Origin of the sequence: Holdemanella hominis (genome assembly GCF_014306155.1) — a bacterium.
GTDB classification, from domain to species: domain Bacteria; phylum Bacillota_I; class Bacilli_A; order Erysipelotrichales; family Erysipelotrichaceae; genus Holdemanella; species Holdemanella hominis.
Map to the genome: position 1 here is coordinate 21,279 of NZ_JACRWH010000004.1, position 26,694 is coordinate 47,972.

Below are 26,694 nucleotides of genomic sequence, written 5' to 3' on the forward strand. Positions count from 1 at the left end.
TATGCCCTTTTTTCTAAAATTCAAACGCAAAACAAAGTCGATTATGTAATTGAGACATATGTATCATATATGCAAAACATACAAAAATTTGTCATATAAAACAGATAACGTTTACATTGATAAAAAGACTTGAATTTTGAAATTATGAGAACTAAAATACCTTCTTATAGAAAAACGAATTTTGTCTTAATTCGTAAATTCACGGATTATTTCTGTCGTTTTTTTATTATTTTGAAAGGAGGAGCTATGGAAGAGTTCACAAAAGAACTACTCGACCAGTTAAACGTCGACACTGCGTTTACTATCGGTCCCTTTGCGATTAGTGAATCGGTTGTCATCACGTGGGTTGTCATGGCTATACTTGTTTTACTTTCTGCTTGGTTAACTCGAGGACTCAAAGTTCATAATCCAGGCAAAAAACAAATTGTAGCGGAAAGTATTGTCATATGGCTAGATGATTTTACGATATCCATGCTTGGTGAAAATGCCAAAGAATATTCTACATACATTTCGACCATCCTATTATATATAGGACTTGCGAATATCATTGGCATATTTGGTATGAAACCCCCAACCAAAGATATGAATGTCACTATCGCCTTAGCACTTATGAGTATTGTATTAATTGAAGTTAGTGGTATACGAACAAAAGGATTGAAAGGCTGGATCAAAAGCTTTACTCAACCTGTCGCTGTAGTTACACCCATCAATATCCTTGAGATATTTACACGTCCTTTATCTCTATGTATGCGTCTATTCGGCAATGTCATTGGTGCCTTCGTCATAATGGAAATGATCAAAATGGTCGTTCCCGTCTTTATACCTACTGTATTTAGCTTGTACTTTGATTTCTTTGATGGATTCATTCAAGCTTATGTATTCGTCTTTTTAACATCACTATTTATCGCAGAAGCGACAGAAACAGAATAAATTAGGAGGAAATAAAAATGAGTTTAACAGCAATCGGAGTTGGAATGGCAGCACTTGCCGTTATTGGTGGAGGATTAGGTATTGGTTTTGCGACAAGCAGTGCCGTAAAAGCCATCGCTCAACAGCCAGAAGCTCACGGAAAAATTCGTAGCACCTTATTAATTGGTGCAGCTTTAGCTGAAGCAACAGCCATCTACGGATTTGTATTAGGTATTTTAATCATCTTAATGGTGAAATAGGTGGGATAATCTATGTTAAGAATTGATTCCAATATTCTTTGGATAATCATCAACCTACTTATCTTATATGCACTGATGAAGCATTTTCTATTTCAACCAGTACATGACATTCTTGAAAAAAGAAAACAAGAAATAGAATCTGATTTTGCCTTGGCAAATCAAAAGAAACAAGAAGCTCTTGAATCAAAAAATAAAGCAGATCAACAGCTTGCAAATATGCAAACAATTTGTGATGGCATGCTAGCGGATGCAAAAGAAAAAGCCAGCCTTGAATATGAACAAATTATTGCAGATGCAAACATGAAATCCGATGAAATGATTGAACAAGCTCGCATCAAAACGATTGAAGCTGCCAATGAGGAAAAGGCAAAAGCTAAATCTGAAATTGCAGATTTGATCAATAAAGCGGCTGATAAAATCACAAACACAAAAAGCGATGAAAAACTATATGATGATTTTTTAAAGGAAATGAAATAAATGAACAACGAAAATTTAAACGCAACCTTACGCTGTGTAACAAGGCCTAGTGCAGCGCAAGAAGAAAAAATAAAGACATTCCTTAAAAATAAATACCAGGCCGAAAATATCACACTAACCATCTCTATTGATCCAAGTGTACGTGGAGGCTTTATTCTAAACGCAAACAACGACGAATACGATTGGTCTACGCGTTCTCGCCAACAACAGCTTCAAGAACAAATTCAGGCGGCTCGAGATAAAGCTATTCAAATGAAAAAAGATGGAACACTTATGTCCATTTTAAAAGAGGCTATCGAACAATTCGAAGCCACTTCCCAAGAAAATGAAGTTGGCTATGTCGAAACAATTGGAGATGGCATCGCAACCATTTCGGGACTAGATCATGCAATGTATGGAGAAGTTGTTGTTTTTGAGAATGGTACAAAAGGAATGGTACTTGATATTACAACCGAAAACATTGGTGTTATTCTATTTGACACAGAAGGTACTATTGGTCAAGGTACAAAGGTTTCTCGTACAAAAAAACAAGCAGGTATGCCAGTCAGCTCTAATTTTCTAGGACGTGTCGTGGATCCACTTGGAAATCCAATTGATGGACTTGGTCCTATTGAAGCCGCTGAAATGCGTCCTATCGAAGAACCCGCCCCAAGCATTATTGATCGTAAACCTGTCACAACCCCTATGGAAACCGGTATTCTATCCATCGATTCTATGTTTCCTATTGGAAGAGGACAGCGCGAATTAATCATTGGGGATCGTCAAACGGGTAAAACTTCAATCGCATTGGATACTATACTAAATCAAAAAGGAAAAGACTGTATTTGTATTTATGTCTCTATTGCCCAAAAGGCAAGTACAGTGGCTAACCTAGTCAATACATTAAAGAAAAATGATGCGATGGGATATACAGTTATTGTAAACTCTACGGCTGCCGATTCAGCCAGCCTGCAATATATTGCCCCTTATTCTGCGACTTCTCTAGCTGAATACTTTATGCATCAAGGCAAAGACGTACTTATTGTCTACGATGATTTAAGCAAACATGCCGTTGCCTATCGTACGATCTCCTTATTACTAGGAAGATCTCCAGGACGTGAAGCCTATCCAGGTGATGTATTCTATTTACATTCTAGACTACTAGAACGTTCTTCTAGATTAAATTCAGGAGGATCCATCACAGCTCTTCCAATCATCGAAACCCAAGATGGAGATGTAAGTGCATATATTCCAACCAACGTTATTTCAATTACCGATGGTCAAATCTTCTTGGAAAGTGATTTATTCTTTGAAGGACAACGACCTGCTGTTAATGTTGGATTATCTGTTAGTCGTGTCGGTGGTGCCGCTCAAACTAAAGCCATGAAAAAGGCATCTGGTTCTTTACGTATCAATTTAGCTCAATACCGTGAAATGAAGGAGTTTACACAATTTGCCTCCGATTTAGATGATGCGACAAAACGACAACTTCAACACGGACAAGTACTTATGGAGCTTTTGAAACAACCTTTAAACCACCCTATGTCACATGCAGACATGGTTATTATTCTAGTAGTTGCAGACGCAGGAATTCTAGATGATTTGAATTCAAAACAAGTCAAAAAAGAAGAAACAAAATTATTAGATTGGTTTAATGAAAATCACAGTGAAATCAGTCGTGAGATCAATACAACTAAAAAACTGGATGACAATTTAAAAACAAGAATCATTACACTAGCTAAACAATATAGAGGACAAGAATAATGTCACAAATCCGAGAAATCAAAGATCGAATGAATGGTATTCAATCGACTATGAAGATCACAAAAGCCATGTATATGATTTCTTCAACCAAAATGAATACGGCCAAACAAAAAGCCGCAAATACCGATCCTTATTTTTACTCATTACGAAAACAGATTTTGACGATCCTTCAAAATCTTCCTGATCACTTTGAGCATCCTTACTTAGATAGTCGAGAATATATTGATGAAAAACATCAAAATAAAGCCATCATATGTGTTACTGGAGATAAGGGGTTGGCCGGTGCCTACAACCTTAATGTTTTAAAGCTCACTGAACAAATCATTAAGGCTCATCCAAACTATAAGCTCTATATGATTGGAGAAGTTGGAAGACAATACTTTTTAAGACGACACATTCCGGTTGAAGAAAGTTTTCTATATACAGCGCAAAATCCAACTTTGAGTCGTGCAAGATCCATTTCGAGTAAAATGCTTGAACTGTATGCTGAAAAAACAATAGATGAAGTATTAATTATCTATACACGTATGGATCAACACAATCAATTTACGGTCGATGTTGAACAGTTACTTCCTTTGTATCGTTTAAATCAGGAAGTTGAAGTTGGTGGACAAACCATTCATTCCATCCAGTTGGAGCCAAGCCCTGCTGAATTATTAAACATTGTCATTCCTGATTATTTATCTGGATTTATTTATAGTTCCCTTGTTGAATCTTATGCATCCGAAAACTTTGCGCGTATGCAGGCAATGGATTCAGCGAATAAAAATGGTGAAGAATTATTAAACAGTTTATCTTTACAATACAATCGTCAAAGACAAGCAAAAATCACTCAAGAAATAACAGAGGTTGCAGCCGGTGCCAAAGCTAGAAGGCAACAGCTACAAAAGAAGAAAAGGAGTCAATCCACATGCAAATAGGAAAAATCACACAAGTTATGGGCCCTGTTGTAGACGTACATTTTGATGAAACGCCACTTCCATATATTCAAACCGCTTTACAGGTTGATAACCACGGCAAAAAAGTTGTAATGGAAGTTATGCAGCACATTGGAACCGATACAGTTCGTTGTATCATGTTATCGCCTAGTGAAGGCTTACAAAAAGATATGCCTGTCTTATCTACAGGAATGGGTATTGAAATTCCAGTTGGAACACAAAATTTAGGTCGTTTGTTTAATGTTTTGGGAGATACAATCGATGGAAAAGAAGCGATCGATACAGATACATATTGGCCTATTCACAGAAAACCACCAAAATTTGAAGATCAATCTCCTGTTACAGAAGTTCTTGAAACAGGAATCAAAGTTATTGACTTATTAGCACCATATGCCAAAGGTGGAAAGATTGGATTGTTTGGAGGTGCCGGCGTTGGAAAAACCGTACTGATCCAAGAATTGATTCGAAATATTGCCAGTGAGCATGGAGGCTATTCCATCTTTACAGGTGTTGGAGAAAGAAGTCGTGAAGGAAACGACTTATATACTGAAATGAGTGAATCCGGTGTAATCAAGAACACTGCACTTGTCTTTGGACAAATGAATGAAAGTCCAGGAGCCAGAATGCGTGTTGCTGAAACCGGACTGACTATGGCCGAATACTTCCGTGATGTTGAACATAAAGACGTTTTATTATTTATCGACAACATTTTCCGTTTTGTACAAGCTGGATCAGAAGTTTCTTCTTTACTTGGACGTATGCCATCTGCCGTTGGATATCAACCTACTTTAGCGAATGAAATGGGACAACTTCAAGAACGTATTTCTTCCACAAAAAACGGATCTGTTACTAGTGTACAAGCTGTATACGTTCCTGCAGATGATTTAACTGATCCTGCTCCTGCAACAACATTCGAACATTTGGATGCGACAACCGTCTTATCTCGTAAAGTTGTTGAACAAGGTATTTATCCTGCTGTAGATCCACTTGAATCAAGTTCAAGAATTCTTCAACCCGATATTGTAGGAGAAGAACATTATGAAACAGCTCAACGTGTTTTACAATACCTTCAAAAATATAAAGAACTACAAGATATTATCGCCATTTTAGGAATGGATGAACTAAGTGATGAAGATAAAACCGTTGTAGCCAGAGCTCGTCGTTTACGTAACTTTATGGCTCAACCATTCCATGTGGCTGAACAATTTACTTCAATTCCAGGAAAATATGTTCCTCTACAAGATACAATCAAAGGCTTTAAGGCGATCTTAGATGGAGAAATGGATGCATATCCTGAAAGTGCTTTTTTCAATGTAGGAACCATTGAAGAAGTCAAAGAAAAAGCGAAAGAAGTATAATCATGGAACTTTTTGATCTAAAAATCATGGCCAGTGATCACGTGTTTTATAATGGTAAAGCACAAGTATTAACGATACACACACCCAATGGAAGTAAACAATTTCTTGCACATCATGCCAAGGCAATCTACGCGATTACGCCTGGGCTTTTAAAAATCCGAAAAGAAGATAATTCTGAGATTGAAGTTGTTAGTGGATTAGGATCCATGATCTTTTCAAACAACCAAGCTGAAGTTTTAGTCGATACATGTGAAACACAAGAAGAACTAGACGCAAGAAGAGCCAAAGAATCTTTAGAACGTGCTAAAGAAAGAATGCGTCAAAAGCAATCCATTCGTGAATATTATATGTCACAAGCCAGTATGGCAAGAGCCTTAGCTCGTTTACAATTTAAAGATAAACACATTAATTAATAAACACATAAAAAAGCCTATACTTTTCATGAAGATATAGGCTTTTTCCCTTTATATAAAGATCTTTTACATTTTTTCTGGTCTCAATTTAGTAAAATCATACATTTTTTCTGACCTCATCCATGAATTACAGAAATATATAAACTAAAAATTCAATCAAATAAAGAGATTTTTAGCTTAAAAGCTCTTTTTACATACAACATTTTATTTTCAATTTATACTTTATTTAAAACAAATATTATAATCAACTGTCAAAAAAACAAGATTTCTCTTGCCCTTAGTTTAATTGATATCTACATTCTTGATTATTGACTAAATTCTTTAGACTTTCCAATGAACAATGCACCATATCATAAGATACTTAATCCGTATAAAAGTCTGCATACGGCGTTACAATGATATTAAAATAGGCTTTTAATATCAATAAGTCTCAGTTTTTGATGACATTATAGTTGTGATCAATATGAATGACTTCCTGTTCATTTTCAAAAGAATCAATACCTGCACCACCAATGATTCCATTTTCAATACCTTCAATCAACACATCTGTATCAATGATCTCTCCACGAGATGTATTGATAATTAATAAACCCTTTTTTATCTGTTTTCACAATTTTTTACACCTCTTTCTTATGATATACTTCTAGTATGTGTACAAGCTTTCGATATACACCTAAAGTAGCCAAAGCCTTTGGTTTAAAAGAAAAAGACATTCATCCAAGTGACAAATGTCTTGTACTTACTCGAAACCAAAAGAAAATGGTGCCATTTGGGTATAAAACTAATAATTTAATCTTAAATGCTAGACAAGAAACTCTCTTAGAAAAGCCTTTATTTAAAGATTCTTTGCATTGTATTGTGCCTGCAGGAAGTTTTTACGAGTGGGATTTAGGTAAAAATAAAGTGGAATTTTATTGCGAGCACATTCTATATTTTGCAGGACTTCTTGTCGATAATCATCTTGTCATTATTACTACGGATGCCAATGCATATGTAAAACCTGTGCATTCTCGAATGCCAGTCATACTTGAAAAAGAAGATATAGATCCTTGGCTAAAGGATATTTCTAAAACCAAGGAAATCTTATCCAAACCAGGCATTGCACTTCAAAAAAAGCAGCTACAAGAACCACTTTTCTAAAGGAGATCTTATGAATATTACAGAGTTTCAAAAATCTAGATTCGGACTTTTTATCCATTGGGGAATCTATTCCATTCCAGCACGAGGTGAATGGGTCAGAAGCAACGAAGAAATGAAAGAAGAAGATTATATTCCTTTTGCGAATGAATTTGATCCAGATCTATTTGATCCACACCAATGGGCTAAATTGGCCAAAGCAGCTGGTATGAAATATGCCGTAATGACTGCCAAGCACCACGATGGATATTGTATGTTTGATACAAAGACTACAGATTGGAAGGCAAATCATGATTATGTCAGAGAATTTTTAGATGCATTTAGAGAAGAAGGCTTAAAAGTCGGTCTATATTATTCCCTGCTTGATTGGCATCATTCGGACTATCCTCACTTTAAAGATCGACATCATCCAGAAAGAAACAATGCAGAATATGATAAACCAATTTGTTTTTCAAACTATTTGAATTATATGTATACTCAAATCAAAGAATTACTTACAAACTATGGAAAGTTGGATATCATGTGGTTTGACTTTTCTTATGACAACATGACAAAAGATGTATGGGATGCCCATAAAATCGTAACAATGGCAAGAACCTACCAGCCAGACATGATCATCGACAATCGTTTAGAAGGAGATGGTGTACATCCTGGAACCATTATGGATGCACATCCTAGTTTTACAGCCGGTGATTTTACTTCACCTGAACAAATGATTCCTCCTCAAGGTTTACCTGTGCCTTGGGAAGCTTGCATCACTATGAATGAACATTGGGGATATTGCGCTAAGGACACGAATTATAAATCTGCTAAGCTAATCATCCGTACTCTAGTTGAATGTGTATCCAAGGGTGGAAATATGATTTTGAATGTGGGGCCGGATGCTAGAGGGCAATTTCCTAAAGAATCTATCCAAGTATTGAATGAAATCAGGGAATGGATGAAACTAAATAAAGCTTCTATTTATAGTTGTACAAAGTGTGAATTAGAAAAACCAGAATGGGGAAGATACACACAAAAGGGAAATAAAATTTATGCGCATATTCTAGATGAGAGTATTTTTGATATACCTGTTAAAATTCGGAAAGAAAGAATCCAAGACATAAGAAGATTGTCTGATCATTCTCAAATCAAAATTCAAACGCCTTGGAACGCAGAAAGTTTTCCTGACTATACATTTATCCATATTGATTCCAATTCACACCATTGTCCAGATCCAATTGACACGGTGATTGAAATCACATTAAAAGATTAGCTTAAATTCTTGCTGGTTTCTTTTATTATATAGATCGGTCTTTGTTTACTTTCCATATAGTCTTTTGTCGTATATTGACCTAAAATGGCCACAAACAACATTTGAAGCCCACTCAAAAACAGAATCAAACATACTAAATGAAACATAGACGTGACATGTACTAACAATCCAAACAAAGTCATTAAAATCGATGAAATCATAATAACGGTTCCTATATTTCCAATCCATACAATCGGCGCTGTAGAAAAGGAAAACATACCTTCCATCGCATATGCGAATAGTTTTGAAAAATTCCATTTAGAATTACCTGCAGCTCGTTGTACATTACGGAATTCAATCCATTTTGTATCAAATCCTACAAAAGAAAATAATCCTTTCATATAGCGATTGTATTCTTTTAACTCTAGAATCGCATCCACCATTTGTCTTGACATCATCCGAAAATCACCACAACCATCGCTCATATCCATTTTACACATTTTCTGCATCACTTTATAAAAGATATGCGATAAAAAGTTACGAATCTTTCCTTCACCCGTACGGTCTACTCTTTTTCCGGCACAACAATCGTAGCCTTCTTCACTAACCGCCTTATACATTTCTTTTAATAATACAGGAGGATGCTGCAAATCAGCATCCATGATCACAACATAATCGCCATTTGATTTCTTTAATCCTGCAAACATAGCGGCTTCTTTACCAAAATTTCTAGAAAAAGAAACAAATTCACAATGCTCATCCTTTAAACTCAAAGCTCTTAATATATCTTTTGTGTGATCCTTTGATCCATCATCCACAAACAACAATTCATAGGTAATTCCATCTATTTCATTCAATACTTCGCTTGTCTTTTTGTAAAACACGGAAAGAACTTCTTCTTCATTAAAACAAGGAACGACAACACTAATTTTGTTCATACAACATTTCCTCCTTCTTAGAAAATATATGAGATTTACATAAGAAATAATTGACTAAAACAGTAATCACACTGACTAAAATCTTAGATAATAAATTTGAAATATGTACGCCATCAATACAAATGGCCAATAGTAGATTTTCAACAAGTAATGTCATAAATCGAAGTCCAAAAAACTCGATACACTCTTTTTTCATATCATTACTTGAATGAAATACAACTTTACGGTTTGAAAAATACGCAAAAATAACAGCAACCAACCAAGCTAGACTATTGCTTGTCAGCCAATCGATTCCTATTTTTAAACAAATAAAATAAACAATATAATTCACAAGAGTTGTCATAACTCCCACAATTCCATAACTAATAAATTCTTTGACTTTTTCCATATCCAAAATCCTCCCATTATAATGAACAGAACGCTTATACCAAGTCCTGTATTCTTAAATGGTGCATGAAATTGAATTGTAATTGTATGGCTTCCTTTTTTGATTTGGCATCCCACAAAAGCCTTATTCACAATTTCAATATTCTGCTTTTTTCCATCAATATATATTTCATATCCCTTTTCATAAGGATATGAAGTTACAAGATAACCATCTTTAGATGTTGTTACTTTCCCCTTAAAAATAGAAGTTGTCTTTAATGGTTTTACTTTAGTCACAACTCGGTCAAACACATTCATATCACATGTATAAACACGAATATTGGATATCTTATATTTTCCTTTGGATAAAGTAACATCAAATTGTTTTAATTCTTTTTTAGAAAGAATATACGTAAAATGTTTATTCCCATTTGGATACACAGAATGTTTTTTTGACAATGTATTCTTCATTCCATTTATGGATATCGAAATCTTTTTATCTGTATAATTCTTTACATCAAAATCAATACAGATCAGCTTATTTTTAGTATCAAAATCAATGGGTATTGTTTTTTTTTTCCTTTTGTTCTGAATCACAATCGATTGATCTAAATTCTTTATAAGTTTCATCTTTGAGGCATAATCATTACTTGTTTCACCATTCACAATCGTGCGATTATAGATGGTATCCAAATTATATGGATAAAAGAGTTTATCAAACTCAGATTCACTCATCGTATCACTTGTGAAATAGACCATTGGAAATACATTTTTATTCTTTAATAATTTATATTTTCCTTTACTATCTACTTCTTTATATCCATATAAATTAGAGTCTTTACTCAATACATTTTGAATCCCCATCATACTCAAATATAAATAATTCTCACTATCTGTTATGATTGTTCGATTGGATTGGGAAATCGGACTTTTTATAATGTCATAAATGAAAGTGTTATATAAAGAATTGCTTGTTGACGTATAACTTGATGCCTTCATTTCTTTTGGGTCATAGATACGATTGACACTATAACCCACCTGATCTAAATCGGCTGTTCGTTGATTCAAATCGTTTCTTTGCATCAATTTTTGTTTATCCTTAGAATACATTGAATTATAGAGTTTTAAATCTAAGCACTGATTGTAGTTGAATCCTGTAAAAACAATCATAGGTACAAGGGCATACATCATTAAACATTCTTTTTTATCCATAAAGTAATAGCCAATAAACACAAGTGAAATTAATAATCCAAGAAGTGTTGTTTTTGTGCAAAGAAATAAACTAGCTAAAACAAGTAAACTTTTATTCAACTTTCTTTCTTGTAACCAATAGGAAAGGATCATAAGCACGAGTGGTAAACATAACACCAATATTTTTGTGCGTGCATATAAAGTTCCATTCAATATATAAGAGAACATCGGGAAAACAAACATTAAAATCAACAGAATCGATAGTTTCCTTGTCTTTTTAAATTGAATGCCTTGAAATAGGGCAATCCAGCTAATCACAGTCAACCCACATCCATAGCTATCATAGACAAGTCCTTTTAGAGTAAAGTTTGGAATTAATAAATCGAATAGGTTGGTTTGTACAACAGATTTATGATTGTTTAAAATCAAATATCCGGTTGGTAGCCATAAAATTGTAGCCATACCAATACCAATAAGAATCGAAATCAGAATATCTTTTATCATATGGTTTTGATCATAATCATATAAAAGCAGAATCAATATCATGCCTGGCGTATAGAAATAGTTATGGAAAAGTGCCATAACTACACATAGACTAATCCATTGTCTTTTATTTTTATCGATTAGAATGAATGAAAGAAATAAAAAGGGAAGAATTTCTATAAACATAATTTGTTGGTGGGACTGAAAGAAGCAATTGGCGCATATGCAACATATGCTTGAAAAGAAACTAATCGAATCTTTGTATCCTTTATTTCTTAGCCAGTAATAACAAAGTCCTCCTGTAGATGACCATAGAAGTGTTGCATAACCTATAATAAAGAAATGTATTGGAATATTTGGAAATAAATAAGAAACTAAAACGTCTGGCCTTAATAGTCCATAATATGAAAAACTAAAGGCATTGGTTTGTCCTTGAAGATTCGCAAAACTATCTGAAAGTAATTGTTGGGTCTGTCGAAAATAGTCTGCCAAAGATATATGTTGGGATAACCAATCTAACTTTGATCCATACATGGAATATGTGGATACACAGAGTACAAATAAAATGGGTAATATAAATAGTATTGTAATGTAAAACGTATCTCTCTTTTTCATGGCTTTACTATACAAAATAAATCTTAAGTATCGACAAAAGGAAATATTAAACTTTCATAAATATATTAAGAAGATTTAAGAAATGCATAAGTAGAGTGTTAAGAAATGTTTGATAGAATTTTTTTTGGTGATGAAAATGAAAAAGTTATTATTATGCATCTTAAGTTTAATGCTTTGTCTAAATACATCCGTAATTCATGCCCAAGAGCATGAATCTTTAATGATTGTGGCCCATCCAGATGATGAAACAATTTGGGGTGGATCTCATTTAATCAATGGAAATTACACGGTTTTATGTATTACGAATGGAAACAATAAAAAGAGAAAAAAAGAATTTATGAAGGTACTGGAGAAGACACATTCTAAAGGAATTATTTTATCTTTTCCTGATAAGACAAAGGGTAAGCGTGATAACTGGAAATCTTGTAAAAAGGATATTCAAAGAGAAATCAAAAAGGAAATCGATTCTAAGGATTGGGACAAAATTGTAACGCATAATCCAGATGGTGAATATGGGCATATCCATCATAAAAAGATATCTAAGTATGTTACTATGATTTTAAAAAAAGAAGATAAGACAAATCAGCTTATATATTTTGGTAAGTATGCATCAAAGAAAAACAAGGCTGAATTAAAAAATGAAAAAAAATTATCCAAGAAAGATTATAAAGGAAAATTGGATGTCATTCAATTGTATTCTTCGCAATCGAAAGTGATGGATCATTTACATCATATGTTGCCTTATGAAAATTGGAAACCCTATAGTAATTGGGGTAAAATAGAATAAAAGAAAGGGGATGTGAACATGCAGACGCGTATTTTAGTGGCGGATGACAATGCAGAAATCCGTGAAATATTAAGAATTTTATTAACTGGCGAAGGCTATGAAGTGATTGAAGCCAAAGATGGAAACGAGGTCCTTCAATTGTTTGATTCTTCCATCGATTTAATCGTCCTTGATATTATGATGCCGAATATGAATGGTTACCAGACTTGTTTAAAGCTTCGTGAAACAAGCAATGTCCCTATCTTATTTTTAACAGCCAAAGGATTAGATTCGGATAAGACGCTTGGTTTTTCAAGTGGTGCCGATGACTATTTGGCAAAGCCTTTTTCGTATAGTGAATTAACGGCAAGAGTTAAAGCTTTACTTCGTCGTTATCAAGTCTATAAGGGTAAAAAAGAAGAAAGATTACTTGATACAGAAAAGGATTTAAGTATGGATGGTCTTACTTTGCGTTATGCCCAACAAAATGCAGAGGTCAATGGAAAGGAAGTTGAATTAACGGATATTGAATTTAATATTTTGAGTACGTTGATGAAGAATCCTAAACAAATTTTTTCAGCTGAACAATTGTATGAAAAAGCATGGAATGAGCCGTATTATTATTCGGCAAATAATACAATCATGGTTCATATTCGTAATCTTAGAAAGAAAATCGAGAAGGATCCCGCCAATCCAGTATACATAAAAACAATTTGGGGAAAGGGGTATCGTTTTGAATAAAAAAATAACGAGACTGTATCTTTCCCTTCTTGTTTTTTTATTGAGTTTTTTCGCAATATATTCTCAAAGATTTGTCGTATACGATTATTTAAATACTCATTATGAGTATTCTGATACTTTATCTAAAGAAAAAATAAAAGAGGCGAAGGCTTATTTAGATGAACAAGAACAAGTGGATTTTATGAACCACACTCAAATTCGTAAAGATTTAAATCAATTATTAAAAAAGGGAAGTTATCAAGTCATTTTATATAAAACAAAATCAAATAAACCAGATGATAAAGTCATCGATTCTATACTTTCGTTTTGTGGCCGTACTCCTTTAAAAAATGCACAAAAGTATAATATTTTTATAAAGAGTTCAAGTAAAATGAGTTGTATTGAGTGGTATCCATCTTTCACGAATTATTATCATTCTTATCGTATTTTCAACTGTATTTTAAGTCTTATTATAACAATTCTTTTTTATTTACTTTTAAAAAATCTTAAACCACTCCGTTCAAAGAAAAACGTCTTCTATTCCTTATCCAGTCGTATGATGTTCTCTTTTCTTTGTGCAACATTGTTGGTATTAACTTCTTTTTCATTTCTATATTTAAATCGCAGTGCTGTCTTTGAGTTTTTAATGGATACTTTTTATCAATCGGAAGATTATTCTTCTTATGTAAAGAAATTAGAAAAACAACTCCAAAATTTTGATCTAACGAAGGAAAATAAAAAAGCCATCAATCATATATTAAAAGAAAATGCACTCAATCATGCGTATGTAGAATTATATGATCAGGATGGAATCTATTTTACGGACAAATCTCCATTAAGCAGTAATAATTTATTGTTGTTATATAGTTTTGATGATTTGGATGTCTTGGAGGCCCCGTTGTATTATGATTATCCAATACATTTTAAAAACCAAGCCGTTTATTTATATATTACTTCATTTCCTATGATTCCATTCCAAATTCCTTATATTATTCTTTCACTTTTGATTTCTTTCTCTTTCTATTTGATCATCCTACAAAGCTTCATCCGTAAACGAATTCAGTCCATTCAAAATTTACAGGAAGATGTGTTTACTTTAGCAATTGGAGATTGGAATCATGAAATCAAAGTAAGTGATAAAGATGAGATTGGACGTTTAGCCCAGGACTTGAATCAAATGCGCATTGCCTTTCTACAAACAATGGACAATGAACAACAGGCTCGTGTTGTGAATAAAGAATTAATTTCTTCTTTATCCCATGATTTAAGAACTCCACTAACAACATTAAAGGGATACCTTGAAATCATGAATTTAAAAAAGGACGATATTAAATTTCGTGATCAATATCTTCAAAAATGTTTAGATAAGGTTGAAGAAATCACATATCTTTCCAATAAAATGTTTGAGTATTCTCTTGTCTTTTCAACAGAATATAATTCGGATTTATCGAATATTCCTGTTCAAAAGTGCATCGATACATTGGTAGATCATATTCAGTATTTAAGAGAAATGGATCTTCATATTTTATATGAACCTCTACAAACTTCTCTATCTATGGATGCGAATTTTGCGATAATTCAAAGAATATTAAATAATGTATTCTCGAATATTCAAAAATATTGTGATCCTTGGAAAGATATAGTGATTCAAACAATGATTGAAGAAGACCAATTAAAAATGAGTTTTACGAATTCAATCAATCATCATTTGGATAAAGTCGAAAGTAATGGAATTGGTTTGAAGAGTGTTAAAAAAATGATAAAAATCCATCATGGTACTTTCTATCAAGACGAAACAAATGATTTATTTACTATTATATTAACTTTCCCTATTCATCAGTAAGAGTGAATCTTACTGATTTTTTATTACAAAATCAAAAAAATTATGGTATTATTAGCGTTCGCTTTTTGGTACATATTGGAAACATCTTTGATTGAACAACACAAAAAGTTTTATTCAGGAGGAGAAAATATATGCCAAAAACAAAATTCGAAAATATTGTATTCACTTTATTCATGTGTTTTAATGGTTTATGCCATGATTTGTTACAACATCGCACTTAATATGGGTGGAATGTCTAATCAAGTCTTTTTATTATCCTTTCATGAATTAATCATCATGTGGCCGGTTGCTTTTATTTTAGAATATTTCTTTGTTGATAAACTAGCACATTACTTTACATTTAAAGTTGTAACACCGAAGGATCGTCCTTTCTTTATCACACTTGCGATTTCTTTCTACATTATTTGTATTATATGTCCAATCATGAGTTTGATTGCGACCATTCTATTCAAAACACCAGGTGTACAAATTATTTCTGTATGGTTTATGACCATCTTGTTTAATTTTCCAATGGCTTTCTTTTGGCAAATTTGTTATATTTAAGTGGCGAAAACTTCATGCTTGCTGTGGAGATAAAAACCACTTTTTGTATTATATAATGCGTATTAAAAATATATAATATATGTAGAAATAGTTCGGAGTTGATATCATGGGTAGACCTAGAACGAACAATGTTCAGATCAATATTGCCATTCCTAGTGAATGGAAAAAAGAACTGGAAAACCTTGCCAGAATCTATTCGGTTGAAGAAGGTAAAACAATTACTTTTCTGGATTTGATGCGTAGAGGTATTCAGGAAAAGTATCAGTTAAAAGATGTGAATGATCATGAAAAATGAGAATTATCATCGTGCTTCTCATTGTAAGTATTTAGTTCAGTATCATATTATATGGTGTCCAAAGTTCAGATGTGATGGTATGGATGAAACTTTGAAGAAGATTCTTTCTGAAGTTTGTGATGCGTATGGATATATTATAAAAGCTTTAGATGTCATGCCTGACCATATACATATTTTTGTGGACTGTCCTGTAACGACTGCACCTTGTGATGTTGTTCGAACATTGAAATCTATGAGTGCAATCCAATTGTTGAAGGCGTATCCGGAATTGAAAAGATTCTATGCGAGATGTGGAAAATTATGGTCAAATGGATATTTTATATCTTCTGTAGGGCATATCAGTGAAGCTACAGTCAAGAAATATATCGAGGAGCAGAAAAATGATACAACCCGAATTGAAAGCCTATCGTAGATGTTCAGATAGACATGTATTAGTATTGGAAACGATTGAATATATCCAAGTGAATCAGATCAAAGTCATGAACAGTGGAATTAAGGTAAATTAAATAAATGTTAAATCGGGAGATTGACTATGCTTCCATGTAGAGATACAGAAAACAATCGCTAATGTGCTAAATGTAGTGCTTGATTGTAGAGTTCACTGCTCCAACAGAAAGACAGGAATCCAAAGTTTGAAAATAATGTACGATTGCTGCATAATGTTGTCAGTTCAGAACCCTCACTGCTTGCGGTGAGGAGTAGTCAGTGTGGACCAACTATAAGATGGTTGTTTGGAAAGCTATTTAACTAGAAGCAAATGTTGCTTCTTTTTTTTCTTTGATTATAATTAGATTGATATTGAAAGGACTGTTTTAATATGAATAAAGAGTTGATTGAAGAACTAAAAACACAAGATTTTAATGTAGTGGCTGTATCTAAAACGCGTACAAAGGAAGAAATTGATGAAGTCGCAAAAATGGGTCTAACTACTTTTGGAGAAAATCGTGTACAGGAATTTATAGATAAGTATGATCCAAAATATACTTGGCACATTATTGGGCATCTACAAACAAACAAAGTGAAGTATATTATTGGAAAAGTCGATGTGATTGAAAGTTTGGATTCATTAAAGTTAGCTGAAGAAATTGAAAAACAAGCCAACAAACATGGCATCATTCAAAAGGTGTTAGTAGAACTAAAAATCTCGGAAGATCCAAATAAAACGGGATATCCTTTTAAGGATGCGAAAAACTTTATTTCTCAATTGCAAGAATTTAAACATATTCAAATTAAAGGAATTATGTGTGTTGCCTCAAAAACAGAGGATCAAGCATTAGTAGAATCTGAATTTGAACAGATGCACACCCTTTATTTAGAGCTAAAAGAGCAATATCCAGATATAGACACTTTATCCATGGGTATGTCTCAAGATTATAAGTTAGCAGTTAAGCACGGTTCGAATACAGTTCGAATTGGACGCGCAATTTTTGAATAATTTTTTAAACAGTGCTATACTAATCCCATGCAAAATTCAAAGAAAAGAAAGTTGAAACCACAAAACCTACTTATTGTTTTGGCATGTATATGTTTGATTATAGGAACTTTCGTAGTTTTATTATCCAATCACTCAACTTCTAATTCAGATTCAAAGACAAAAACAGTCAATAAACATTACGAAACGATTGCGACTGTCATGATTGATGCTGGACATGGTGGTTATGATGGGGGAACCGTTGCAGAAGATGGTACTACCGAAAAAGATTTAACTTTGGCTTTAGCTTTAGAAACAGGTAAACAACTAAAAAAACTAAATCCAGAAATCAAAGTTGTCTATACTCGTACAAGCGATAAAGTAACGTGGTCAGAAGATGAAACAGAGGATTTAAAAGCGAGAGTTAAGATGGCAAAAAAAGAAAAAGCCGATTATTTCTTCTCATTCCATATCAATTCAAATGAAGATCCTACTTGTTCTGGATATGTTTCTTATATTCGTCAAGACGATAAAGCAAGTGAACAGATCACAGAATATATATGTAAAAACTTATCTGGTTTAGATTGGACACATGACCGTGGTACCCTTACAACTGAATTTTATCCTCTACATGTGGTTGACGAGCAAAAAATCCCAGCCATATTATTTGAAGCTGGTTTTAGTACGAATACCAAGGAAATACAAAAGCTTAAAAATCCAACAAATCAAAAGAAGGTTGCCCAGGCTATTGCGAAGGCTTTCAACAAATATATTACTGAAAATAAATAAAGGATATTTACTACGCACATGTAGTTAAACATCCTTTTGTGTTAATGTATCTGGTAAAATCAATCGTACAGATTCTATACGATTTTTTTCTACTTTCAAGACTTTAATGCGAATTCCATTTGGTAAAGTCGTTTCATCATTTGTCTGTGGTAAACGACCAAGTGCATCGATTACTAAACCTCCAACTGAATCGAAGTCTTCACTATCTAAATCTAAATCTAAATAATCGTTTAAATCATGTAAACTTAAATATCCTTTGACATCATATGTTTGATTATTTAATTTCACAATATTTTCTTCTTCGTGTGCATCGTATTCATCCTGAACATCGCCAACGATTTCTTCAATGATATCTTCTAGCGTAACGATACCTGAAAATTCTCCATATTCATCCATGACTATCGCAAGATTAAATGTGGATTGTTTCATTTCAATCAATAATTCTGATACTTTTTTATTTTCGTATGTGAACTTTGGTTTTCGAAGAATCTTTTGCAGATCAAAATATGAAAAATCATCATACATCAACAAGTCTTTCATATTAACGATACCTATAATATTATCAATTTTATCTTGATAGATAGGAATACGCGTAAACTTTTCTTCTCTAAATATTTCCAATAAGTCTTTATATGTACTATCTACTTCTGCCATCACAACATGTACACGAGGTATCATAACATCTTTAGCTTTGGCATCCCCTAAATCAAACACTTTATTGATCATATCTTTTTCATCTTCTTCGATGACACCTTCTTCGTGAGAAACGTCTACAATTGTACGCAACTCACTTTCGGTCATAGATATATTTTGATTTGGATTTTGTATGCCCATTAATTTTAAAATACCTGAACTAAATAAATTCACAAACCAAATAATCGGTGTTAAAACTTTCATCAAAAGTGAAATAATCGGAGCATACGTAATTGCGAGTTGATCCGCATTCACTGTTGCCCATGTTTTAGGGGTAATTTCTCCAAAAACCAAAATTAAAAAAGTTATGATAAAAGTAGCAATACTAACGGCTGCTCCACCAAATGAATAAGCAATCAATGAAGCAATACTTGCTGCTGAAGTATTAACTAAGTTATTACCAATCAATACAGCGCTTAGCATTTTTGATTGATTTTCTAATATTCTTAAAGCTAATGATGCTTTTTTATTTCCTTCATCTTCTAAAGTTCTCAAGCGAATCTTACTAACTGAAACCATTGCTGTTTCAGCTGAAGAAAAGAAGCCTGATAAAGCTAATAAAATAACTAATTCAAGGATTTGTATCCATAAATCCGAGTCCATTTTTCACACTCCCTATATTTTTGAATATTATATCATACTCACGATATTCTAGGAAGAGCAAGTCGAATCGCTTTCTCTACGATTTCTATTGTTGGATTTTTAAATCCTTTTACTTCTCCATCCATATTCGCATAAATCATTTCATTTTCTGTATTTAAATGTATCGTTTTAGCTTGGTACATAGAAACTAGATTTTTATACTGTATATGCGTTCCTTCTTGATATTTCTTTGCCAATCGAACTATTTGATGTCTCTTTACATCTGAAATCAAACAAACATCCATCCAGCCATCATCAACATTGGCATCTGGACACGGCTTAAATCCTCCACCATAGTATTTTCCATTCGCAAACACAAGGAATCCATATTTCCCTTTTGGTAATTTTTTAGTATCAATCTGAATTTGATAGTCTTGACCTATTGGTTTTCTTAAACTAATCAATGTTGATAAAACATAGGGTATGATTCCTTCTGTCTTTATATTCTTTTTTAGTGCATTTACCTGACGTGCAACCTCCACGTCAAATCCAAAAGAAACTGTATTTATTGAATATTCTCCATTTACTTTAATCAAATCACAATCCATATATTCTGGATCTGTATAATTTTCCAGATTTAAAAAGTCTCCTCTTTTTAAATCTTCGAAATATTTCACAAAATCATTCCCCGTTCCAATTGGAATCACAGAAATAGTCACATTTTCTTTTTCGGCACACCCATTAATAACTTCATGCAAAGTACCATCTCCGCCACACACATACAAATGCACAGGTTCATTGGATAGAGCATACTTTTTTGCGATAAACGTCGCATGTTCAGGACTTTTTGTTTTTTCAATGATAATACGTTTTCCTTGAAAATGCTCTTTGATTTCTTGTATTAATTCATATTGACTATTTTTCCCTGATTTGGGATTTACAATAAATACATCCTTCATATCATTATTACCTCTTTATGACTCAATCAATCTTTGTACACATTCACTCGCAAGTACCAATCCGGCACTTGCAGGTACAAAAATAGCACTAGGCAATGGTTGTCCTGACTCTACTGGAATCGGTTGTTCTAAAGATGCCACCACCCAGATTTTATTGCGTATACGATTTTTTCTTTTCCACTGACGAATCTGTTTAGCCATTGGATCATAACTTGTTTTTTCTACCTCTGTAACTACTAATTTTGTAGGATCTTTACGCCTAGCCATTCCCATACTTGATAAAAACGGTATATTTTGCTCAATACATGCTTGCATCAAATCTTTTTTACTCTGAATGGAATCAATGCAGTCTACGACAAAATCAATGGGTTGCGAAAATATTTCATCATCTTTCGTTTGATCATAAAAACATGCATATGTATCTACAATACAATTAGGATTTAGTGTACTAATTCGTTTCTTTAATACATCCACTTTAACTTCATTAACTGTATCTAAAGTTGCCACTAATTGTCGATTAATATTACTTGGTTCCACACAGTCTTTGTCTATAAGAATTAAATGACCAATTCCTGTTCTTGCTAAGGCCTCTACGCAAAAAGAACCAACTCCTCCAACTCCAACAACAAGGACTGTCTTATCATTTAGTGTTTCTAATGCTTCTTTTCCCAGCAACAATTCACTTCTCTCATTTGTCTTCATCCATCAACCATTCCTTTACTTCACTATATATTTCATCTCTATTCTGTGCTTCAAACCAATGTACAGGCATCTGATTTTTAAACCATGTATATTGTCTTTTCGCATATTGTCTAGAATGTGTTTTTATAGCAGTCTTTACTTCATCGATACTCTTTTCTTTTAAGAAATAATCTTTAAACTCTTTATATCCAATTCCTTGAAAACTTGTATATTCCCACGTTTCTGGATTTGTAAATAAATCTTCTACTTCTTTGACCAAACCATTCTCGAACATAATATCTACTCTTTTATTGATTCGATCATGTAAAATATCTCTATCTACATCTAAACCTAAAAAATACACATCATATAATGGAATATGTTGTTGTTTGTCTTCTTGTTCTGATTTTGAAGTACCACTACGACAAATTTGTAGAGCACGAATCAATCGCTTGCGATTGTTTGGATGAATTTTTTCTAGAGCTTTTTCATCTTTTTCTTTTAACATTGCGACCAATTCTTCATTCGTTTTCGAATTCAAAAAAGCAGTATAGGCGATATCTTCGTTTTCTTCTTGAAATTCATAGTCATATAATGCTGCTTTTAAATAAAGTCCTGTTCCTCCGCATAAAATAGGAAACTTTCCTCTTTTTACAACATCTTCGATAACTGTACGACATTTTTCTTGAAAAACCTTTACATTGTAAGGTTCATTATAATTTTGAACATCAATCAATTCATGATGTATGCCTTGCATTTCTTCTTGTGTTACTTTGGCCGTGCCAATATCCATTTTTTTATATACTTGCATACTATCGCAGGAAATAATTTCTCCATTCAATTGTTTGGCTAACCATACAGAAAGGCTTGTTTTTCCAATTCCAGTTGGTCCTACGATTGCTAAAACTTTTTGTCTATCCACGTTCAAATTCCTTTCTCAACTCACCATCACTCATCACAATAACTGTAGGTCTTCCATGAGGACAGTGATATGGTTGTTTACACTTTTGTAAATCTAAAATGACTTGCTCCATTTCCTGCATAGATAATGGTCGATTAAAACGAATTGAACTATGGCATGCCATAGTCGCAATCATATGTTTTCTAAGTTTTGCCATATCTACGTCTTGATTTTCTACAAAATAATCTAATAAATCTTGTAAGAATTGTTTTTGGTCTACATCATGAAACCATAATGGAATTTCACGAAGAATCAATTGATCCGTTCCAAATGGTTCAAATTCAATCCCAAAGAATGCTGTTTTTTCATTAATGGTCATATATTGAGCCAATACATTACTTGAGACGTCCAATTGAATAGGAACCATAAGCGGTTGTTTGTTTGTACATTGAACCAATAATTTTTCGTTTAACTGCTCATAATGATATCTTTCCTGAGCAGCATGCTGATCCACGATAACCAAACCTTCTTCATTACTACATAAGATATAGGAATCATGCAATTGAGCTAATACTTGAAGGTGCAAAAAGAATTCTGGACCTTTATCATTCTTATCTTCCTTAGGAATTGGATATGAAATCGGTTCTTCCTGTATTTTTATTTCAGGAGCTGATTTTTCTTCATATATCTGTATCTGCTCCTTTTTTTCTTTGATAACTACTGGATTATAATTTTTAAAACTCTGTTCAATCGATTTATTCTCTTTTGGCTGTTGCTTAACAGGATATGAATATTGTATTTCTGGCTGTTCAAATGCAACACTCTTCTTTTCAGGTTTACTAACAGCTACTGTTTTTAAAGAAGCATTTAAAGCATCTTGAATTGTTGTTTTGATTAAATCTAGCATTTCGCCTTGTTTTGACAAACGAACCTCCCATTTATTAGGGTGTACGTTTACGTCAACCAATTGTGTATCTGAATCCATTTGTAAAACAACGATTGGAAAACGATTCGGCGGCATATAATCACTATATGCATCTAGAATTGCTTTTTGGATTGCGACACTGCGAATCAATCTTGTATTTAAAGTTAAAAACATAAAATATTTTGTGGCCCGATTGATTTTGGGCTGGATTGCATATCCATGAATATGAAAATCTTCATTGTTTCCTTCAAATTGAATTGCATTCTGAGCTACTTCTTTACCATACATTTGGTATAGAATTTCTTGGATATTTCCATTGCCACTTGTTTGAAATACAACTCTTCCATCGTGAGAAAGTTGAAAACGAATCTGCGGATGGGATAATGCCATCTTATTCATTAAATCGGCAATTACAGAAAATTCATAAGAAATACTCTTTAAATGTTTAAATCTTGCGGGTGTTTTAACAAATAATCCAGAAACATCTAATTTTGTTCCTCGTGGACAATTGCAAGTTTCATCAACATCTAAACTTCCATAGTTGTATCTTAATAAAGTACCTTCTTCACCATTGCTTGTCTGCAATTCAACTTGGGCAACAGAAGCAATACTTGGTAAAGCTTCCCCTCTAAATCCCATAGTTTGAATATTGAATAATTCTTCTTCTGAATGCATTTTACTTGTGGCATGTCGCATAAATGCTAAATGTGCATCTTCATGATCCATTCCACAGCCATCATCTGTAATCACAATTCGTTCAATACCACCTTGGTATACTTCAACTTCTATGACTGTAGCACCTGCATCAATACTGTTTTCAACGCATTCCTTTACAATTCCAGCCGGTCTTTCTACGACTTCACCAGCCGCAATCATATTTGTCAAATGTTCACTCAATACATGTATCTTAGCCATACTTCACACCTCCATTCATATGAATTTCATATTTATGATTCGATTTTTTTGCTTAGTTTTTTTAACTCATAAAGACAATCCAGAGCATCTCTAGGAGTCATTGAGTCGATATCTAATTCTTGTAGTTGTTGTAAAAGTTGTGACTTTTCTGGTTGAACTTGATCCATCACAAATAAACTTGGTTGATAATTTTGATTGTTATCTTGATTTTCAAAATTCAATAAAAGTTGTGAAGCTCTGTCTAAAACTACTTTTGGTAAATGTGCGAGTTTAGCAACATTGATACCATAAGATTTATCAGCCTTTCCTTCAATTACACGATATCTAAATTCAATCTCATTTTTCTCTTCACGAACATCAACATGTACATTGCGCATAGATTGATGTTCTTCCGCCAATTCCGTTAATTCATGATAATGCGTCGAAAATAATGTTTTTGCTCCGATTGCTTCATCAATATATTCAAGCATTGCTTGAGCAAGAGCCATACCATCATAAGTTGCAGTTCCACGACCAATTTCATCAAATAAAATCAAGGAATGTTTTGTAGCATAACGTAAAGCTGTATTGGCTTCCATCATTTCCACCATGAATGTACTTTTTCCTGTCAATATATCATCCGATGCTCCGATTCTTGTAAAGATTCGATCAAAAATTGGAAGTTGTGCTGTTTTAGCTGGAATAAAACTTCCCATTTGTGACATAACTACAAGTAAGGCATTTTGTCGCATATATGTAGATTTACCACCCATGTTTGGTCCAGTAATCAATTGTATATGTTCTTCTTCTGACATTTTCCAATCATTTGAAACATATCTCTTCTTTTTCATACGATCATCCAAAATTGGGTGCTTACCCTCTACCACATTAACATTGTAACCTGGATGGAAAACTGGACATACATATCCTTTTTCACTGGCAAGAATTGCCAAAGATACAAGGACATCAATTGTAGATAATGCTTGTGCACATGCATGCAAATCAAATAAATCTCTTTTGATTCGCAACAATAAATCATTAAACAAACTTTGTTCTAGTTTTACCTTTGTCTCTTGTGCATGTAGAATTTGTTCTTCTTTTTCTTTTAATTCTTGTGTAATGAATCGTGTCGCATTCGCAAGTGTTTGTTTCGGGTGATACCCAAATTCTTCTTTAATATTATCTAAATTTCCATTACGAACTTCAATATAATATCCAAATACACGGTTATATCCTACTTTTAATGATTTAACCCCTGTTCTTTCACGTTCTTTCGCTTCTAATTCCAGAATAAAGTCTTTTCCTTGTTTTGCTATTTTTCGAACTTCATCCAATTCTTGATTGTATCCATCATTAAAGACTCCACCTTCTTTTAGTGTTAATGGTGGATTTTCTATAATCGCATTTTTTATTTCATTGTATAATTCTTGGCAGTCTGGCACATCATTAAATTCTGGGTACGAATTCAACGAAGACGCTAAATCTAAAATAGGCTTTGCGTGTTCTAATGTCGCTACAAGTTGAAGTACATCTCTAGGACTTGCATTCCCATAAGCCATACGACTCGCAAGTCTTTCCATATCATACACATACACTAAATGTTCTTTTAGATTTTCTCTTAACATAAAGTTTTCTTTTAAATCTTTAACCGCTGCTTGTCTTTTCGCAATCTTTTCTGCATCAATCAATGGATATTCAATCCATCGTTTTAACATTCTTGATCCCATTGCACTTTGACACTTATCCATAAAAGACCATAGACTTTCTGCCTTGGCATTCGAAGATTGACTTGAAACCAACTCCAAATGATTCTTTGTTTCATAATCCATAACAAGAACTTTATCTTTGTCCATAGATTCTATTGGTAAAAAATGATCAATACGTTGTTTTTGTGTGTCTTTTAAATACGCCATTAAAAGCGCAAACGCTTCTTTCAAAGATTCGGATTCAATTCCATTTAATAAAGGTAGATCCTCAGGATCAATATTTGCCTTTTTATGTTTTGAAATGAGCATTGTATCCATTTCTTCTAGGGCAGCCATCCATTTTTTATCCATTGTCATCGGACAAACAAGCTCACTTACATTTTGTTCCAAAAGAGCCTTTTGTAGCGCCACCAAAGATCTTTGTAGCGTTTGATACTTTAATTCACCTGTACTTAATTCACAATATATGACTGTAATTTCAAAACTTGAAACATCACAAGATGCCATATAATTTGTTGACTTGGCATCCATTGTTGCATCCATATAAGTTCCAGGTGTAATTATTTTAATAATTCCTCGGTCCACCAGTCCTTTTGCGCTAGACGGATCTTCCAATTGTTCGCAAATAGCTACTTTATACCCTTTTTTGACTAATCTTTGAATATATGAATTTGCGGCATGAAAAGGAATACCACACATAGGTACCTTTTCTTCAACGCCAGCACTTCTTCCTGTTAATACTAAATCTAATTCTTGAGAAACCAATTTTGCATCTTCAAAAAACATTTCATAAAAATCTCCTAAACGATAAAACAAAATCGAATCCGGATTTTCTTCTTTCATTTTCAAGTAATGCTGCATCATTGGTGTATATTTTTTTTCTGCCATAAATCATCATCCTAACACTACTATTATAACAAAAAT

28 protein-coding genes are annotated in these 26,694 nt (G+C 33.2%); 18 read left to right on the plus strand and 10 right to left on the minus strand.

Annotated elements, in window-relative coordinates:
- Positions 1 to 246 precede the first annotated feature (246 nt).
- Genes H8911_RS02075 through H8911_RS02105 form a run of 7 tightly spaced genes read left to right on the plus strand, consistent with a single transcriptional unit; the run spans position 247 to position 6,098 of the window.
- Complete coding sequence (locus H8911_RS02075) at positions 247 to 930, plus strand: F0F1 ATP synthase subunit A (protein WP_186998559.1); 684 nt, start codon at positions 247 to 249, stop codon at positions 928 to 930.
- Positions 931 to 947: 17 nt separating this feature from the next.
- Positions 948 to 1,169, plus strand: a complete 222-nt coding sequence (gene atpE, locus H8911_RS02080; protein ID WP_040466409.1) for an ATP synthase F0 subunit C — start codon at positions 948 to 950, stop codon at positions 1,167 to 1,169.
- A 12-nt stretch (positions 1,170 to 1,181) separates the two neighbouring features.
- Positions 1,182 to 1,646: a F0F1 ATP synthase subunit B gene (locus H8911_RS02085; RefSeq protein WP_186998560.1), complete on the plus strand. Its 465-nt coding sequence runs from the start codon at positions 1,182 to 1,184 to the stop codon at positions 1,644 to 1,646.
- Positions 1,647 to 3,389, plus strand: a complete 1,743-nt coding sequence (gene atpA, locus H8911_RS02090) for a F0F1 ATP synthase subunit alpha (protein WP_186998561.1) — start codon at positions 1,647 to 1,649, stop codon at positions 3,387 to 3,389.
- Entirely contained in the window at positions 3,389 to 4,309 is a 921-nt protein-coding gene (gene atpG / locus H8911_RS02095) for an ATP synthase F1 subunit gamma (RefSeq protein WP_117925751.1), read from the plus strand. The genes atpA and atpG overlap by 1 nt, the downstream gene beginning before the upstream one ends.
- Complete coding sequence (atpD, locus tag H8911_RS02100) at positions 4,300 to 5,685, plus strand: F0F1 ATP synthase subunit beta (RefSeq protein WP_117925750.1); 1,386 nt, start codon at positions 4,300 to 4,302, stop codon at positions 5,683 to 5,685. The genes atpG and atpD overlap by 10 nt, the downstream gene beginning before the upstream one ends.
- Positions 5,686 to 5,687: 2 nt before the next feature.
- Positions 5,688 to 6,098 (plus strand): FoF1 ATP synthase subunit delta/epsilon, encoded by a 411-nt coding sequence (locus H8911_RS02105; protein ID WP_117925749.1) that lies wholly within the window; start codon positions 5,688 to 5,690, stop codon positions 6,096 to 6,098.
- 430 nt (positions 6,099 to 6,528) lie between these two features.
- Here the strand turns inward: H8911_RS02105 and H8911_RS02110 are convergent, their stop codons facing one another.
- Positions 6,529 to 6,699, minus strand: coding sequence for an NAD(P)-dependent oxidoreductase (locus H8911_RS02110; protein WP_117925748.1), 171 nt, complete (start codon positions 6,697 to 6,699; stop codon positions 6,529 to 6,531).
- A gap of 47 nt (positions 6,700 to 6,746) precedes the next feature.
- On the opposite strand from H8911_RS02110, the gene H8911_RS02115 reads away from it, so the two are divergent.
- Positions 6,747 to 7,238: an SOS response-associated peptidase gene (locus tag H8911_RS02115; protein WP_186998562.1), complete on the plus strand. Its 492-nt coding sequence runs from the start codon at positions 6,747 to 6,749 to the stop codon at positions 7,236 to 7,238.
- 10 nt (positions 7,239 to 7,248) lie between these two features.
- Positions 7,249 to 8,490, plus strand: coding sequence for an alpha-L-fucosidase (locus H8911_RS02120; RefSeq protein WP_255466251.1), 1,242 nt, complete (start codon positions 7,249 to 7,251; stop codon positions 8,488 to 8,490).
- On the opposite strand, the gene H8911_RS02125 is transcribed toward H8911_RS02120, so the two are convergent.
- The 3 genes from H8911_RS02125 to H8911_RS02135 are packed head-to-tail and all read right to left on the minus strand — an operon-like array spanning position 8,487 to position 11,981.
- On the minus strand, positions 8,487 to 9,407 hold the full coding sequence (locus H8911_RS02125) for a glycosyltransferase family 2 protein (RefSeq protein WP_117925745.1): 921 nt from the start codon (positions 9,405 to 9,407) through the stop codon (positions 8,487 to 8,489). The two genes, H8911_RS02120 and H8911_RS02125, sit on opposite strands and share 4 nt — an antisense overlap.
- A complete protein-coding gene (locus H8911_RS02130) occupies positions 9,394 to 9,795 on the minus strand; it encodes a GtrA family protein (RefSeq protein ID WP_186998564.1) in 402 nt (133 codons plus the stop codon). The genes H8911_RS02125 and H8911_RS02130 overlap by 14 nt, the downstream gene beginning before the upstream one ends.
- A complete protein-coding gene (locus H8911_RS02135; RefSeq protein WP_222620929.1) occupies positions 9,747 to 11,981 on the minus strand; it encodes a YfhO family protein in 2,235 nt (744 codons plus the stop codon). The genes H8911_RS02130 and H8911_RS02135 overlap by 49 nt, the downstream gene beginning before the upstream one ends.
- 217 nt (positions 11,982 to 12,198) lie before the next feature.
- Between H8911_RS02135 and H8911_RS02140 the strand changes: the two genes are divergently transcribed.
- The 9 genes from H8911_RS02140 (at position 12,199) to H8911_RS02175 (ending at position 18,429) form a co-directional block, all read left to right on the plus strand.
- Entirely contained in the window at positions 12,199 to 12,849 is a 651-nt protein-coding gene (locus H8911_RS02140; protein ID WP_186998566.1) for a PIG-L family deacetylase, read from the plus strand.
- Between the two features lie 18 nt (positions 12,850 to 12,867).
- Positions 12,868 to 13,569 (plus strand): response regulator transcription factor, encoded by a 702-nt coding sequence (locus H8911_RS02145; protein ID WP_186998567.1) that lies wholly within the window; start codon positions 12,868 to 12,870, stop codon positions 13,567 to 13,569.
- Positions 13,562 to 15,391: a histidine kinase dimerization/phospho-acceptor domain-containing protein gene (locus tag H8911_RS02150; protein WP_186998568.1), complete on the plus strand. Its 1,830-nt coding sequence runs from the start codon at positions 13,562 to 13,564 to the stop codon at positions 15,389 to 15,391. Before H8911_RS02145 ends, H8911_RS02150 begins: the two co-directional genes overlap by 8 nt.
- A 42-nt stretch (positions 15,392 to 15,433) precedes the next feature.
- Complete coding sequence (locus H8911_RS02155) at positions 15,434 to 15,934, plus strand: DUF2798 domain-containing protein (protein ID WP_255466252.1); 501 nt, start codon at positions 15,434 to 15,436, stop codon at positions 15,932 to 15,934.
- Positions 15,935 to 16,040: 106 nt separating this feature from the next.
- The gene (locus H8911_RS02160; RefSeq protein ID WP_186998569.1) at positions 16,041 to 16,229 is read left to right on the plus strand and encodes a hypothetical protein; all 189 of its coding nucleotides are present in this window, start codon (positions 16,041 to 16,043) and stop codon (positions 16,227 to 16,229) included.
- Positions 16,219 to 16,641, plus strand: coding sequence for an IS200/IS605 family transposase (gene tnpA, locus H8911_RS02165; protein WP_186998570.1), 423 nt, complete (start codon positions 16,219 to 16,221; stop codon positions 16,639 to 16,641). Before H8911_RS02160 ends, tnpA begins: the two co-directional genes overlap by 11 nt.
- Positions 16,610 to 16,735: a hypothetical protein gene (locus tag H8911_RS12620; protein WP_255466253.1), complete on the plus strand. Its 126-nt coding sequence runs from the start codon at positions 16,610 to 16,612 to the stop codon at positions 16,733 to 16,735. Before tnpA ends, H8911_RS12620 begins: the two co-directional genes overlap by 32 nt.
- A gap of 311 nt (positions 16,736 to 17,046) precedes the next feature.
- Positions 17,047 to 17,664 (plus strand): YggS family pyridoxal phosphate-dependent enzyme, encoded by a 618-nt coding sequence (locus H8911_RS02170; protein WP_186998571.1) that lies wholly within the window; start codon positions 17,047 to 17,049, stop codon positions 17,662 to 17,664.
- Between the two features lie 27 nt (positions 17,665 to 17,691).
- On the plus strand, positions 17,692 to 18,429 hold the full coding sequence (locus tag H8911_RS02175) for an N-acetylmuramoyl-L-alanine amidase family protein (protein ID WP_186998572.1): 738 nt from the start codon (positions 17,692 to 17,694) through the stop codon (positions 18,427 to 18,429).
- 24 nt (positions 18,430 to 18,453) lie between these two features.
- Here the strand turns inward: H8911_RS02175 and H8911_RS02180 are convergent, their stop codons facing one another.
- From H8911_RS02180 to mutS, 6 genes are read right to left on the minus strand one after another with little or no spacing between them, the layout of a single operon-like run.
- Positions 18,454 to 19,725 carry an HlyC/CorC family transporter gene (locus H8911_RS02180; protein WP_186998573.1) on the minus strand — a complete coding sequence of 424 codons (1,272 nt, stop codon included), beginning with the start codon at positions 19,723 to 19,725 and terminating at the stop codon, positions 18,454 to 18,456.
- A 38-nt stretch (positions 19,726 to 19,763) separates the two neighbouring features.
- Positions 19,764 to 20,663, minus strand: coding sequence for a diacylglycerol/lipid kinase family protein (locus H8911_RS02185; protein ID WP_117925522.1), 900 nt, complete (start codon positions 20,661 to 20,663; stop codon positions 19,764 to 19,766).
- A gap of 15 nt (positions 20,664 to 20,678) precedes the next feature.
- Positions 20,679 to 21,365: a tRNA threonylcarbamoyladenosine dehydratase gene (locus H8911_RS02190; protein WP_117925520.1), complete on the minus strand. Its 687-nt coding sequence runs from the start codon at positions 21,363 to 21,365 to the stop codon at positions 20,679 to 20,681.
- Complete coding sequence (miaA, locus tag H8911_RS02195; protein ID WP_186998574.1) at positions 21,352 to 22,266, minus strand: tRNA (adenosine(37)-N6)-dimethylallyltransferase MiaA; 915 nt, start codon at positions 22,264 to 22,266, stop codon at positions 21,352 to 21,354. Before miaA ends, H8911_RS02190 begins: the two co-directional genes overlap by 14 nt.
- Complete coding sequence (gene mutL, locus H8911_RS02200) at positions 22,259 to 24,085, minus strand: DNA mismatch repair endonuclease MutL (RefSeq protein ID WP_117925516.1); 1,827 nt, start codon at positions 24,083 to 24,085, stop codon at positions 22,259 to 22,261. Before mutL ends, miaA begins: the two co-directional genes overlap by 8 nt.
- Before the next feature lie 32 nt (positions 24,086 to 24,117).
- A complete protein-coding gene (mutS, locus tag H8911_RS02205) occupies positions 24,118 to 26,658 on the minus strand; it encodes a DNA mismatch repair protein MutS (protein WP_186998575.1) in 2,541 nt (846 codons plus the stop codon).
- Between the last annotated feature and the right edge of the window lie 36 nt (positions 26,659 to 26,694).